Raw genomic sequence first — 15,354 nt, 5'->3', positions numbered from 1 at the left:
TTATCCGTTCTTAACGCATGTTACCGATGATGGATGATCTTGAATCCTGCATTTTTTTGACAAAGTTCGTCATGACATCAAACGCTTCATTGCGCTTGTTGGACATGGACTGCAGACGAAGCATGTCCATCTGTTGCGAGTTGCTTGCAGCATCAATTTGACCTTTCAGCTTTTGAACAGCTGCTTCATCCCCGTTTTGCTGGGCTATCTGCAATTGAGAGTTCAAATCCGCGATCTGTTGATTACGGTTCTGTACCTCCTGGATTTGCGTTTGCAATTGTGCATCCAGTAATTTGGTACGTTCTTGTTGGACCATCATCAAAGCTGTTTCGATATCCATACTGCTAAAGTTGATAGGTGTTACGCCAGAGATGTTGGAGACGGAAACTGTGCTCGCTGAAGCAGAAGAGACGATAGATACTGCAGCGACAGCAGCAACTACGGATGAAGCGAAAAATTTACCTGAACGTTTCATGACTGTTCCTCCGAGTCCATATGTAATATGTACCAGTTTTTTGTTGGTATCTTCCGTCATTCTAAATCAAAAGTACTAGTTGTACAATCAAATTAACTTCAAATTTGAATTAATTTCGTTTCCCCTTACACACGCCTACCTCCCCTTACAATTTGAGTAAATTAAGCAGGACATACTAAGTAAAAGTGCATTCTTACGGGCATATTTACTACGACTAGTTTGTTCTTTACTCCTACGCTTGAAAGTCACATTGGAGATCGACGGTATGTTCATGATTTTACTTTAGAAAATGGTTATGTTATATTTAGTAATAGGTTTTACACAATTTAATTTTGTGATATTTAATATAAATGAATGTTATATACTTTACGGGAGGTTTTTTTATATGAAAAAGATACTAGTTGTTCTCACAAATGTAGATAAGTACGCAACGAAGGACGAGCCTACCGGCTTGTGGTTAAGCGAAGCAACTCACTTTATTGAAGAGTTTGATCACAACGAGAATGTTCAGATCGATCTGGTTAGCCCTAAAGGTGGGAATGTACCTCTTGATCCGAAAAGTCTCGGCGATTCTCTGGATGAGAGCACCAAAGCCTATTTCGAAAACGAAGCGTTCATGAACCAATTGAAAAATACGTTGAAACCTAGCGAAGTAAACGCGAGTGACTACGATGCAATCTACTTCACAGGGGGGCACGGTACGATGTGGGATTTCCCAGACAATGCCGAACTTCAAGAGCTTTCTCGTGAAATCTATGAAAAAGGCGGCGTTGTATCCGGCGTGTGCCACGGGGTTACAGCCCTGTTGAATGTGAAGCTGTCCAACGGCCTGCTTTTGATCAACGACAAAACCGTTTCCGGCTTCACGAATGAAGAAGAAACATTGGCTCAACAAACCGAGTATGTTCCTTTCCTGTTGGAAGATGCATTGAGAGAACGCGCTGCACAATACGATAAAGCTGCTGCATTCAGCTCCTATGTCACAACAGATGGCCGCGTGGTCACAGGACAGAATCCGCAATCCAGCAAAGCTGTAGCTGAAAGTGTTAAACAACTGCTGGGTCTGTAAAATAAACCGATTGATCCCTCTCCTCCCCCAGGAGATCATATAGATGTACAAAGCAAAACAGCACGTGATCCGTCATGACCTGACGGAACATGCGCTGTTTTTTTCTAGTGATTTGTAGAAGCAGAAGCTTCCGTAGCTGTTCCTCCAGCCAAACGCTTCACGATATAAGGCACGGTCACCGACGTCAGGATCACGGCAAACGCAATCTGAGCGATAGCTGTGTCCACATATGGCGCATACGCCGGATTGAACCCGGCAGCCATCGAAGGCACCACCATGGACAATCCAGCTACCGAACATGTCGCAGCCGCTGCGTAACCGGGCCGTCTTAGTATCGTGCGATCGATTCCAATGAGCGGCAACATGCAGATCAGCAAAAATAACACTGTGACAAGCAAGCCAGCCAAACTGGATTGAAATGCAATACGCAGATCAATATTGGACCCAAAGCTTGTACCCAGGAAAGGCAGCAGAATCAGTGTTCCCGGAGCGAACATCTTCTGTATATTGCTGTCCAGATTACCAAGCAGTATCCCGATGAAGAAAGGTACTAGCGTAGCAAGTACACTGAGATAATCGATACCGACACCGCTTGCCGAATTCAATATCATGACCGGAATAACCGGTACGGCGATCAGATTCAGAATGCCAAACGCAGCACGATCCACATCATCTCCATATGTGTTCATCAAGGCCAGATATAATCCCGGATTACAGCTGGTCAGAACGGCAATGAAGGCTACCGCAGAAACTCCTCCGACCCCACTTATGCCAAAAAAGTGTACAAACGCCCAGCCGAACAGACAGCTGATGAGGATACGCGAGATACAGAGCACCCCTGCTCTCTTCAAGGTCACCAGAAGCTGTGACAAGTTGAGTTGTGTTCCTGATATCAGTAAAATCATACCGATCAGCACCATGGTACCTTTCGATGTGAACAGCGCTGTTGTTGGATCTCCGATCTGAAAAAACGATGGAAACACCGTGTTAATGACCGCGGCAGCCAGCATAGGAACAATCAGCAAGCCGCCGGGTATTTTTTTGATACGACCCAGGATGTTCATGGTGCGTTACAGTTCTGCTCCGTTGGTACGGATCACATTCTGATACCAGAAGAAGGAATCCTTACGATATCTTTTCAGCGTACCATTGCCATAGTCGTCCTGATCCACATAGATAAATCCGTACCGTTTGCTCATCTCGGAAGTCCCTGAACTGATCATGTCGATTGGCCCCCACATCGTGTATCCCAACACTTCGACCCCATCCGCAATGGCGAGTCCCATCTGTTCGATATGTTTGCTCAGGAAATCAATCCTGTAGGGATCGTTGATCGTTCCATCTTCATTCAGTTTATCGTAGAAACCTGAGCTATTCTCCAGAATGAAGACAGGCTTTTGATACCGATCATAGACGAGATTAAGCGTATACCGCAAGCCAATGGGATCAATCTGCCAACCCCACTCGTTAGCGGGCAGATGCGGGTTTTTATATACGCTGTGTACATTACCTGCCGTTAGTTCGAGCTGCTCCGTATCACTGCTGGAAATCATCGAGTTATAATACGACATCCCCACGAAATCAGCCGTGTGTGCGCGAATGCTATCCAGATCGCCATCCTCGATATTCAGCTGGATCTCCTTGTTTTTGAAATACGTTTTACTATAGTAAGGGTATTCGCCTTTATTAAGCACATCCAAGTAGAATTGATTTTTCATCTGATCATCCTGTTGCATCTGGAGTGCGTCTTCCGGTTTGCAAGTGTAAGGATACGTTGTAAAATAAGCCACCATACTTCCGATCTGGTTATTCGGATCAATCTCATGAGCCATCTTGGTTGCCCTGGACGCAGCTACAAATTGATGATGCAGCCCCTGGAACAACATTTCCTCATAATTCGGAGCATCATAATCAATGATTCCCAGCGTTTTGGCCGATGCTTTCACGCTCATGTTGATCTCGTTGAACGTCACCCAATATTTCACTTTGCCCTTGTAGCGATTGAACAGCACATCACAATAGTTCACATACAGATCAATCAATTTGCGGTTATACCATCCTCCGAACTTGTCCATCAGTACAATAGGTGTATCAAAGTGACTGATGGTGATCAGGGGCTCCATACCCTGTTTTAGACATTCATCAATAACCTGATCATAGAACTCTAGTGCCTTTTCATTCGGAGCGGCATCGTCGCCACCTGGAAATACTCTAGCCCATGAAATGGAATACCGGAATACTTTGAATCCCATCTCGGCAAACAAGGCGATATCCTCACGGAAAGAATGATAGAAATCAATTCCCCGGCGCTTCGGATATTTAACCGTATCCGGGTCATTTCTGGCCTCTTCAATCATCTCCCAATTCACTCTGATCTGCTTGGTCACTTTGCGATCGTTCTTCTCGTTAAACTTCATTACTTCTGGAATGGTCAGGCTCTTGCCATCTACATCATAAGCTCCCTCTGCCTGACAGGCAGATAGTGCACCACCCCATAGAAAATCTTTTGGGAAATTGGAATTCGTCATTTTAGTGTCCTCCTAATATTAGTGTCATTAAAGTCCTATTTCAGGGTTTATGGGATCAGCTTCATTAGCGCTTCGCTCTCCCGGATCGGGCCGCTGGTCGCTGTAGTCAGCACATCTCCGTACTGTTGCATGTTGGTTACCACAATCGATGTAATCGTGTTATATCCTGCTGACGTAATGCCTTCTGGATCAAACTCCACCAACAAATCGCCTGCCTTGATTGTCTGTCCCTGTTCGATATGGGCGTTAAAATATTTCCCTTTCAGACTGACGGTATCCACCCCGATATGAATCAGGATCTCGACACCATTCGCTGCCTTCAAACCGATGGCGTGTTTGGTGCGATAAAGCGCCTCGACTACTCCGTCAAATGGAGCGTATACCTTGCCATCTGTCGGAACGATTGCAATGCCTTTACCCATTAACTCTTGGGCAAATGCCTGATCTTCCACTTCAGAGATCGGTTTGATCTCCCCTGTCATTGGACTAACGATAAGCATGTCAGAAGATGTGGATGTCTGTGATGATACGGACGCTGGAGTCACCTCTGTGGCAACGTCTGTTTGATTGCTACTTACTTTATTCGTAGCTTGCTGCTTCGATTTATTTCCATCTGTATCTTCCTTGATGCCCGCTAACAGCGTGAACACAAAGCCGAGTACAACTGCGGCAATACAACCAATAACGACATACATGTAACGATCAGAGGTATACGTGCCAATTGCCAATACACCTGGAAGTGAAATTGCATTCGCTGTTGTATGCACCAAGCTGTAAAATCCACCAACTAATCCGCCTGCCAGACAACCTGCGAAAAACGGACGTTTGTATTTCAGCGTTACACCATAGATCGCCGGCTCGGTAATCCCGAACAACGCAGTGAATCCACTCGAAGCAGCCGCCGATTTCATCGTTTTACTCTTCGTTAGGACAAACACACCGAAGGCTGCTCCAGCCTGAGCCAAATTCGCCGCCAGTGCCGTTGGTAACAGCACGGTTGCACCCAGTGTAGCCACTTGTTGAACCTGAATCGGCATGATGGCATAGTGCATACCGAACATGACCATGATCGGTTTGAAAAATCCAAGAATCGCACCAGCAAGAACACCTGCGGTTGAGAACAATGAGTTAATGCCATTGGTCAACCAGTCACCGATATATGATCCTACTGGGCCAAGCACGATTAGTTCCACTGGAATCATAATGAACAAAACAATCATTGGGGTAAGCAGGACCTGCAAAAACTTGGGAATCACCCGATTGACGATCGGATACACATAACTCATAATCCATACCGCCAGAATGATTGGAATGACGGAAGAGGAATATTTCATCAACAGAATCGGCATGCCGAGAAAATCAATGCTGTTCACACCCGTCTCGGCAATCTGGGACGCAGCGTTCAGAATGATGGGGTGCATCAGCCCCGCAGCAAGAGCTACCGCCAAATAGGGATTGGTTTTGAAACGGTTTGCTGCACTGACAGCCAGGAAGAATGGCATGAAGTAGAAAATACAGTCCCCGATCATGTTAATGATCGTCAGGAAACCGGAGCCCTCCAGGTAACCCATTGCGGTTATAACGGTTGCCAAACATTTGATCATCCCGCAACCAACAAGTGCTGGCAGAACAGGCGTGAATATACCTGCGATGGTTTCAAGCACTACGTTGACGGGGTTACGTCTCTTTTTTGGTCCACTGTCTGTAGACTCCGTAAGCTCGCCAATATGGTCAGAAGTTAGATTCTTCACTTCACTGTATACCGCGTCTACTTTGGCACCGATAACAACCTGAATCTGTCCACCGGAATTTTGTGCCTTGAGCACGCCTTCAAGCTGATCCAGCGCCTTGAGGTCTGCTTTGTTATCATCCTTCAATACGAATCTCAAACGGGTTGCACAGTGTGTCAGACCCGATATATTTTGCTCGCCGCCAACAAGATCAAGTACGTTTTTAGCCAAGTCTTTGTTGTTCATGACCCTTCTCCTCTACATCAACTGAAATGTTTATATAAAAAATGACCAAGCCGGGGAATCGTCATTCCCTACGCTTGGTCATGCCTGATCGAATCAGTAACAGTCCAATATGGATTATTTGGTTAGTTCGAGATTAATCGTTGAATATGCAGAATCAGATATAATTTTTCATCATCCGAACAGGTCCAGCCGTAATTGTTTTTCAGAAAATCAGCAATCTTCTCCACACAAGCGAGTTCCTTCGGGAACTTCTCTTTGACCATCAGGAAAAGCGATTCATTCTCATCCTTGAGCGATTTACCGCTCATCTGTCGCATGATGAAATATCTTATATGTGTCGCAAATCGCATAAAGTGAATGGAGTCTTCCTGAAAATCAATTTTGAGAGCATATTTGATCACGGACAGGATCTCACCCGTAACTGTGGTCACCTTAGTGGTATCCGTCATCTCTCCGGAGCCAACCTGTGCATTAACAAAATGCAGAGCAATTAGTGTTGTTTCAGCTGTCGGCAGAGTAATAGCCATTTTTTCCTGAATCAGTTTCAGCGCAGCCTCCCCCACCCGGGTCTCGTCCGGATAGAGTGTCCGCACTTCCCATTCCAGCGGATTTTTGATACTGATGCCTTCTCTGGTTCGAGTTAATGCAAAACTGATATGGTCGGACAGGGTGAGAAGCAGGTTCGGGTTAAATGTTTTATTCAGAATCTGACTGCCCAGCTTGATGACTTCCTCCGCGAGATAAATATCCTCAATTGGAATGCTGTTCAGCAGGTCATACATACGGATATTTTTCGGTGCTACGAAAATTTTCTCCACCAAGTCCGTCTCTGTCAGCTCATAAGGCGTTTTCAGAAATCCTACCCCTTTACCTACGACAAATACTTCTTCATTGTTATCATTAATGGCAATCGCCACGTTGTTATTCACTTTCTTAATAACCTTCAATGTCCTCACCCCCCGATGAAAATAAAAAAAGACCGAAAGCGATTACAGTTAAATAATCGAATTCGGTCATGCCTGGTTCGCCCAGTAACAGTCCGTGTTATGAATATAAGTATTATTATAGGCCTGTTCACAAGAATGTCAATCCTTCTTTGTCAGGGAATACATGCCTCTGCAAAGCAGATGAAAAAAGTATTGCGCTATGGTACAATGAAGGAATTGTGTATTCACAGACAGACAAGTGAATGAAGGTGCTGAATTGATTCTGGATCAGCGCTCTTTATCCATGATTATGCTGCCATTCTAGGGAGGCTTATGGAACAACCATGCTCATTATTGGTATCGCCGGAGGAACCGGCTCCGGTAAAACGACGGTAGCTCGCTCCGTCATAGACCGTCTGGGATCAGGTAAGGTCACATTTATATCCCAAGACAATTATTACAAAGACCAGTCGCAGCTCACACCTGAGCAACGCCGACTCACCAATTACGATCACCCGTTTGCATTCGATAATGATCTGTTGATTGAGCATCTCACCCTGTTGAAAAAAGGCCAAGCGGCGTATGCTCCCGTATATGACTTCACCATAGATAACCGTGCTGCCAATGAGACGGTTGAACTGGCACCGAACCATATTGTCATTGTAGAAGGATTGCATGTGCTAATCGACGAACATCTTCGCAGTCTGCTGGACATCAAAGTATTTGTTGATACTGATTCTGATGTGCGGATTTTGCGGAGAGTACTGCGGGATATTGAGGAACGCGGACGCACGATCCAATCGGTGTACAAACAATATCTCGAAACGGTAAAACCGATGCACGATGCGTTTATCGAGCCATCCAAGAAGTATGCCGATATCATTATTCCAGAAGGCGGACATAATGAAGTAGGCATTCAGATGTTATCCATCCTCACCGAGAAATACCTTACCGGAGAGAATTGGAACGGCTCTTAATTTGTTGCAAAGCAACACAACAGAAATCCAGGTTACGATACAGCGTAATCTGGATTTTTTGTTGATTTTTCATTTATAATAGTCCCCAATAGTTGAAAGGAGAGTCACCCCTATGGCTACTTTTGAAGAGTTCATGCAACATGACATCCGGGTTGGTACCGTGGTGGAAGTCGAACCCTTTCCCAAGGCTCGCATTCCCGCTATTAAAATGACGATCGACTTCGGTCCACTTGGCCTGAAACATTCCAGTGCTCAGATTACCCAGCGCTACACGCCTGACATGATGATCGGCAGACAGGTCGTTGCTGTAGTTAATTTCCCACCCCGGCGGATTGCCGGTTTTGTCTCTGAAGTACTTGTGCTTGGCGGCGTGCCTAGTGAAGGCGATGTTGTCTTGATCACACCGGATAATCCATTGCCTAATGGAACACCGATAGCCTGATTTTATTTTTGATTAAGAAGAATATGGGCTTTTCAAATGTTTGGAAATCGAGTATTCTTGATGTATTGATTATTGAATTGACTATTGATGGAACTACATATGTTGGAGACCTTAAAGCATAAGGCTATGAATCTGCGGATTCGTGGCCTTTTTTTGTGTTTTTTGGAGGAAATATAGGTCTGGAGCATTAGTAAAAGTTCTATGCAGAGGAGGGAATATATTGATAAATCATACCAACAGCCTAGTTATACATGGTAGAATATTGATTATTATTACAAATTTAGTATCTAGTAGCCTGAAAAGTACATATCAAGGTGAAAAACTCACAATTGAGAGGAGTAAGTTTCATGAAAAAAATGATGATTTCCGGCGTAACGGCATTGGCTTTATTAACAGGGGGTATCGTAGGTTTTGGAGGCGTTGGGAGTTCTGTAGAAGCCGCACAAGCTACAACTAAATTCAAGGACGTTCCAGCTACACACTGGGCATCTTCAGCGATTAATTTGGCCGTAGAACAGGGGTATTTCAAGGGGTATGCCGATGGGACATTTAAACCAAGTTCACCAGTCACCAAAGCTGAAATGGCAAGTATCCTGGGACGTTTGTCCGACCAGCCTAATGCAACGACACAAGAACAAAACAATTTCACCGACATACCCGAGTGGGCAAAAAGCGGTGTCTCTACTGCTATCGCGAAGGGTTTTATCAACCCTTCTAATTATAAGGGAAAACTGGATGCACAAGGCGCTCTTCAACGAGGTGAAATGGCTACTTGGCTGACGCAAGGGCTAACCGTGGTTGATCCTGAGTACAAACAAGCACTCTCTGATGTGACCAACACTGTTGTGCCTGCAAAAGAATATTTCACAGGTAAACTCGCAAGCACTCAAAAAAATGCAGTAGCCATTGCCCTAGGAACGGGACTGATGAGTGTAGCAAACGATAAAACATTTGGTGTGGATCGTACCACAACACGAGCTGAAGTAGCTGTGTTAATTGTCCGTTATGCAGCAGTTGCCAAGACAAAACCTGCCGATTCCCAGGGTTTGAATGAGCTGCGAGCGGTGGGTTTGACGGGAACGAATTTGAGTATTATTGCACCTAGGTATCAGGTGATTTCCGAGAACAATTATCCTTACGACTACAGCAAGGTAACTGGGGACTTCTCCAAAATTCGCAATCAAGAAATAGTTACCAAAACTAATTACGCTGATCTCAAGGTGAGAAATTGGATTGTTGTTAACCCCTATGTTACAGGTAACGATAGAAGCATTTACTACCCTGTCTTTGTAGATGAGAAAGACAAACTGGTAAGAGGTGCATATTATTCATTTGTTGAATTCGATCTTGGAATAAAGAACACTATGAATCAATTACAAGGGGGAAGTCTAATTAACTCTCCTACTATTAACCCTCTTAAATCACCTAATAGCGAAGCAATTTTTAGTTACAGCGCGCCTCGTATCAGTAATTTACTTGGTACAAAGGGAGTATTTAATGTTAAGAATCCTATTTATTGGGCAGAAGGTTTATTACATTTCGACAAAGAACTCAATCCAGAAGTTTTACTCACTCTAAAAAATGGAACGGTTTTCAGAGTAAGACCTAATTAATAATTAATGATAAGGGTGAAATAATGTGTATTTGCTTAAACTATTGAAAAAAATACTTCTCGCAAGTCTCGCATTAAGTGTAGTCTTCATTTCACCTCCTGCTGTTTTTGCAGGAGGTGGTCCTGGGGACAAACCCATTTTGCAATCTTCCAGAATAGAACCTTCTACTCCCTCAAAATCACAGAAAAAAATAATACCTCTTCAAGGTAAGGGAACTACTAATATCGGGATTTATATCTTTCAACTAGATAATATGAAATGGAAAGTAGTTGGAGAATGTAACGGACAAGAGTTAGGTAATAATCCTGCTACCAATAAGCCAAATTCTTCGATAATATGTGTTAATTTGTCTTTAGAATCCCCTAGTTATCAGCCTTTAGAGTATTTAGATAAACAAGGTAATCCGCATCCAAGAACTGAGATTACTTCTACTTCCATTTCTCCTATCTATATGGATAACACAGCATACTATCGGCCTGGACTACCTATCTTGTTAAATGTAGAATCATTTACTGAGAAAAAGACAAAATTTTCTGTGCAAATTGGTGCAGCTATTGAGCCTACTGAATACAGACCCTATGAGTTACCCAAATATTCTGCAGATTATCTATTTAACACAGATCTATACTGGGAAGGCCAAGCCGAAATAACCAAAGAGATCAACCTCACTGCTGGTGGGCAACTTAGCTTGAACCAGTCCAAACAACTTAATGCAACAGTCAAGACGAAAACTGGAGATGGAAACTTTGGAGCCGAGACCAATGTAAACACCGGCAGCGGTGGTACAACTACATGGGAATCAACCAATTCTGGTGTCGCTACCGTTAGTAATTCCGGATTAGTCCAAGCTGTCAGTAGGGGAACTACAACCATCACCGTACTGTGGGAGAAAGATGGATTTGAGTTAACTACCACAACAAACATTGGTGTTGAAGAGAGCCCAGGTACGGGTGGGGGCGACGGTAACGGAGGCGGTGGTGGAGGTTGCACGCCAACGATTGGACCACCTTCTGCTGGAACCATTATGAGCATGAGTGATCTCGATCCAAATTCCATCGGTGTTATCAAGTCAGATAACAGAGATAATGAGACATTCAATGTGTTGAAAGGAATCCCTACTTCTGAATCACTCTACACAAATGCCTTTGCTGACAATTACCTGTTTAAACAAGCCTGGGCGAAAATGAGCGGTAAAGTTACATACAACTGCAATATCACAATCTCTTACGACAGAGAATGGACAGTACCTGGACCAGAAATATGTGATGATGATGGTTGTACACCAGGACCGCCTGTACCCGCGAATGACACGGTACCCAAGCCATACACTTTCCAAATCACAAGAGACTACTCCTACTGGAAAATTAACAATCTGGAAGTATATAAGATCGCTAAAGCAACCATGAACAATTACGCTTTGCCCGGAGAGACTGTTACGATGAATCCAACAGGATACACACCACCAACACTGGAATCTAGAAATGATGAATCCGTAGAAAGCCATGTACGACCAGGACAAACCACTGCAATCTCTTATACTCCACCCAAATTAACAGGTGGTTTGAACCAACCTCCCAGTGTGCCTGATGATACCTCACGGTTAAAAGGGATGGCTGAAACCAACACACCTCAAAGTAAAGTGAACAATGATTTGGTCAAATTCAACAGCACAACCATTATGAATGATGTGGAAGCAACCAAAGATGGCCCAACACCATCCAACATTCCTAATCCAACGACGATCGGGCGTGATGTGCTGTACAAACCAGGTAATATGATCAGCAATTCCCTGCTGAATAAAGCGAACACCACAAGCTCGGGTGAGATCTATTACGATTTGCTACCGGGTAACGTAAATGGCGGCTCCAACAAAATATTTCCGATTAATGGTATCAACACCGTCACGGTGCACACTCCCGTCGTCAACTACGCCTGGGTGTCGGATGATCAGCCGCATAATCAGAAAACCGTGCCAGACCCAACCAGCGCTGCACTCATTCTGGAACGCCCGTTCATTGTACGAATCCCTACATCGGGACAGCACTTGGACGCAGCGAGTTATCCTGGTTATGGGAATCGGGACTATGCCAAATATTTTCGGATCAAACAGGTGCAATTCCCGTTTGATGTCTATAACGCTGATCGGAGTCAGTTTATCCCTGCCAAGACATGGGTGGATATTCCGGTTAATCAACTGGACACCACATTCTATCTCCCTGTATGGGTAGACGAAGGCAAATACCATATTGTATTCCGCAATATTGCAGAGAATGCACCTGCAAACTTTACCGAGCAACAGGATGCCAATACCAATCTGGCACATCATGTTGCAGCGGATACTGTACCGGTAGATGTCATCGGAAGGTTATATGATTTTCACGTCACTGATATCTCCGATTACAACTGGGAAAATGTATTTCGCAAGCGGTTGGGTAGTCCCGAACCAACGGGCTATAGCTACTGGACCGGGATGAATAGCATTGATGGTGATCCGCGAGGTAACCTGGCTCCATTTGTATTGCCTATTCGACCAGGAAGCCATCCGGCGCAGGGATTCGCTAACGCGACTGTAAAGACAGGATACCATTTCAAGTTCGATCTGAAGACCAAGGGCAATATGTTTGGCAAACAGGATGGTATTCGAATTACACCCACTTTTGCTTTTGTGAGTAAAGACGGGTCCTCCCGGCAAGAAGTGGATCTTTACTACCATCGAGGCCAGGAACGCCTAATCCGTATCGGATCGGCTCAGGATCTGGAGAAACGCTTTGTTGTCCTTAACTCACGTCTTCGAAATGTACCCGGCACAGAGTTAGGCGATACAGCGCGTTACCAGTATACTTATGAACTGTCAGCGGAAGAACGCAACCAACGTACGTTGGCAGAACATATGGTTCTCCTGGTCGATCAGACCTCTCATCAAAAAACATGGGTAGGTCGTTATGACTGGATGATCCTGCCCGCTCCGATTCGGACACTCATCGGGCCCAAAACGGACATTCCTTCCGGGGTCAACGTGGACCGGGCCAATGCAGCAATCCAACGTTGGTACGGGGAGTACAGCTTGCCCGCCGATGTATATGCTGTACCAAAAGGGAAGGATCTCGAACCCCTTGCCCGACAAAATCAGCTAGATGAGAAATCGAAGATTTTTCTAAAGAATGGTTATATCGTAGTCAACTTCAACATGGAGAGCCTGCGGAATGGAAATACAGAGGCAGCCCATCTGCAATATATTCATGCGCCGCTGATGAATCAATGGCAGATGGAAGGTTTCAACAACACGCCAACTGACAGCCAAGGCAGAACCTGGCCGCTGAAGGATGGTGATATTGTCTTTTATCATGCTGATCAGTCCAGCCGGAATGACTTCCAATCCCAAGTACCGCACTAGTTTGAATCTCTCATGTCAGCACGACTGGTTAAGCATATGTAGCCAACTACATGTGGACAGAAGAGTCTATATGCGGAGTACCTCTCCAAAATAAGACTGAATATCTGTATACCGATAATCACCCAATGAAGCAATCAATATATATATGATGAAATAGCCATGAAGTGCCAGACTGAGTACTATACAGCCTGCGCAAAACTATGGTGTACTGAACCACATACGATAAAGCATTCACAAGTGATTCCAGTGTCACATCCCAACTACACACAACATGCCTGTTATACAACAAAAGGGTTATCCTGAAAGTCATCTATGGACTTCTGGGGTAACCCTTTTTGCATCATTCTCTTTTCATAACCTGACTTAGACTATAAAGAAAACCCACACATCAGTATTATCCTGACAGACTTTCTCCAGGAGACAGGTAGGTTAGCAGGAACGTGATGCCGAACAATACGACAACCAGTTGTAATAAACGTTTAACGATATATCTGCTCAAGTGCTCTAACGCCCTTCCCCACAACTTTATGTCTGTGCCATGATGTTCTTCTTCCATAACAAAAAAGCGTCCCTCTCCGTGTTACTGGATGAGGACGCCTTAAATAAACAGATTTTCAGAAAAAATCATGCTCTCTAAACACCTTCCTATCTCCCGTAGGGTACTACTGTGTTTGTTAAACCTCGCAGGTCCAGAATCATCGTCACTTGCAGCTCCTTCCCGGCTTAAACCAGTGGATTTATCGCTACCTGACTCCTCTGTTACAGTGGCGGGACCGCGCCGGTATTACACCGGACTTCCCTATTAAGCTTCCACCCTGACGGGAGAAGCACCAAGTTCCACATATTCAATTACACTTCTGTATCAAAATAGCGGGACAACGTTTAATGATCGAAACTTTTCTTTTAAATTTGAAGCAATAGGTGCATCTAATCGCGAATTCTCGAACCCTTCGGAGATACGCCCGTCACTCGCTTAAACATCTTCGAAAACAATAATGGGTCCGTATAGCCAACTGAATGTGCCACTTCACTGACCGACAGCCCTGGATTCTGTAGAAGTTCAGCAGCTCGATTCATGCGGTACTCCAGGAAAAAGGACTGTAGCGACATGCCATATCGCTCTTTGAACAATCCCGATAGATACGTGCGATCTAGCCCCACGGCGTGAGCAATATCCAGAATGGAGGTTCGCTGGCTGTACCTGTTCTCCATAAACTGAACTGCTTGCCTGATGTACTCTTCTTTGTTCGAAAGAAGCTGTCCCTCCTCTTCCTCTACCGGTGACGATGAGATCAACTCTGCTATCAGGCGGTACAAGAGACTCTGGTTCATCACATCGCCTGACGGACGCGTGGAAGCCTGAACCATCTCCGTATACAACTGATCCATCGTATTCGTATCACGCGCATCATACACTGGATGCTCCGGGCTCAATCGGGCACGTTGCATGAATGCCTTGGCTTGAACACCTTTGAATCCAAACCACGAATACGTCCATGGCTCCTGCGGATCTGCCTCATAATGAATAAGTGTGTCCGGGAGAATGACAAAACCCTGCCCCTGGGTCAACTTGTATTCTTGGTCCCCCATGTACACAGTGCCCCGTCCTTTATGGATGTAATGCACAACGTAGGAATCACGTACACCCGGTCCCCAATAATGCGCAGGATCACACGCCTCCCACCCGAAAAACAGCAAGACCAGCTCCATCTGTGTCCAGCCCGTGGGAACCACATTCATCTCGATCGGACTCATTCTACGCCCTCCCTCCTTACTTCCTTTCGATGATCACTATCTATACCCTAATAAAATTATAACAGCTAAAGTGGATAAATATCAGCTGAAAGCGAAAACAAAAATGGGATTATGCCATGTTTGAGAGGGGTTGAGCCATAGTTATATGCGCCGGTTCGGCCTATAGTTGGGGTACAACATTTTTCAGGAGGCTGAACTT

12 protein-coding genes and 1 riboswitch are annotated in these 15,354 nt (G+C 44.8%); of the genes, 5 read left to right on the top strand and 7 right to left on the bottom strand.

What is annotated here, in order from left to right; genetic code table 11:
- Positions 1 to 10: 10 nt before the first annotated feature.
- Positions 11 to 475, bottom strand: coding sequence for a hypothetical protein (locus tag HF638_RS22640; protein ID WP_211175745.1), 465 nt, complete (start codon positions 473 to 475; stop codon positions 11 to 13).
- Between the two features lie 385 nt (positions 476 to 860).
- Between HF638_RS22640 and HF638_RS22635 the strand changes: the two genes are divergently transcribed.
- A complete protein-coding gene (locus HF638_RS22635) occupies positions 861 to 1,544 on the top strand; it encodes a type 1 glutamine amidotransferase domain-containing protein (RefSeq protein WP_169482169.1) in 684 nt (227 codons plus the stop codon).
- A gap of 104 nt (positions 1,545 to 1,648) precedes the next feature.
- Here HF638_RS22635 and HF638_RS22630 read toward each other — a convergent pair whose 3' ends face one another.
- The 4 genes from HF638_RS22630 to HF638_RS22615 all read right to left on the bottom strand — a co-directional run bounded on the left by HF638_RS22630 (position 1,649) and on the right by HF638_RS22615 (position 7,004).
- Entirely contained in the window at positions 1,649 to 2,608 is a 960-nt protein-coding gene (locus HF638_RS22630; protein ID WP_169482168.1) for a 2-keto-3-deoxygluconate permease, read from the bottom strand.
- Positions 2,609 to 2,614: 6 nt separating this feature from the next.
- On the bottom strand, positions 2,615 to 4,072 hold the full coding sequence (locus tag HF638_RS22625; protein WP_169482167.1) for a glycoside hydrolase family 1 protein: 1,458 nt from the start codon (positions 4,070 to 4,072) through the stop codon (positions 2,615 to 2,617).
- Positions 4,073 to 4,119: 47 nt separating this feature from the next.
- Complete coding sequence (locus tag HF638_RS22620) at positions 4,120 to 6,048, bottom strand: beta-glucoside-specific PTS transporter subunit IIABC (protein ID WP_169482166.1); 1,929 nt, start codon at positions 6,046 to 6,048, stop codon at positions 4,120 to 4,122.
- Between the two features lie 122 nt (positions 6,049 to 6,170).
- Positions 6,171 to 7,004: a PRD domain-containing protein gene (locus HF638_RS22615; RefSeq protein ID WP_348982124.1), complete on the bottom strand. Its 834-nt coding sequence runs from the start codon at positions 7,002 to 7,004 to the stop codon at positions 6,171 to 6,173.
- Between the two features lie 314 nt (positions 7,005 to 7,318).
- Between HF638_RS22615 and udk the strand changes: the two genes are divergently transcribed.
- The 4 genes from udk (at position 7,319) to HF638_RS22595 (ending at position 13,400) form a co-directional block, all read left to right on the top strand.
- Positions 7,319 to 7,951, top strand: a complete 633-nt coding sequence (gene udk / locus HF638_RS22610) for a uridine kinase (protein ID WP_169482164.1) — start codon at positions 7,319 to 7,321, stop codon at positions 7,949 to 7,951.
- Positions 7,952 to 8,063: 112 nt separating this feature from the next.
- A complete protein-coding gene (gene csaA / locus HF638_RS22605) occupies positions 8,064 to 8,393 on the top strand; it encodes a chaperone CsaA (RefSeq protein WP_169482163.1) in 330 nt (109 codons plus the stop codon).
- Between the two features lie 347 nt (positions 8,394 to 8,740).
- The gene (locus tag HF638_RS22600; RefSeq protein WP_169482162.1) at positions 8,741 to 10,006 is read left to right on the top strand and encodes an S-layer homology domain-containing protein; all 1,266 of its coding nucleotides are present in this window, start codon (positions 8,741 to 8,743) and stop codon (positions 10,004 to 10,006) included.
- Between the two features lie 490 nt (positions 10,007 to 10,496).
- Positions 10,497 to 13,400, top strand: coding sequence for a DUF5704 domain-containing protein (locus tag HF638_RS22595; protein WP_211175744.1), 2,904 nt, complete (start codon positions 10,497 to 10,499; stop codon positions 13,398 to 13,400).
- Positions 13,401 to 13,794: 394 nt separating this feature from the next.
- On the opposite strand, the gene HF638_RS22590 is transcribed toward HF638_RS22595, so the two are convergent.
- Positions 13,795 to 13,956, bottom strand: coding sequence for a hypothetical protein (locus tag HF638_RS22590; protein ID WP_169482161.1), 162 nt, complete (start codon positions 13,954 to 13,956; stop codon positions 13,795 to 13,797).
- A 109-nt stretch (positions 13,957 to 14,065) separates the two neighbouring features.
- Positions 14,066 to 14,250, bottom strand: a riboswitch (cobalamin riboswitch).
- Positions 14,251 to 14,327: 77 nt separating this feature from the next.
- A complete protein-coding gene (locus HF638_RS22585) occupies positions 14,328 to 15,155 on the bottom strand; it encodes an AraC family transcriptional regulator (protein ID WP_169482160.1) in 828 nt (275 codons plus the stop codon).
- Positions 15,156 to 15,354 lie beyond the last annotated feature (199 nt).

This window comes from Paenibacillus sp. SZ31 (assembly GCF_012912005.1).
GTDB lineage: Bacteria > Bacillota > Bacilli > Paenibacillales > Paenibacillaceae > Paenibacillus.
The sequence above is the reverse complement of the archived record's forward strand: the minus strand, read 5'-3'. Positions and strand labels throughout refer to the sequence as shown.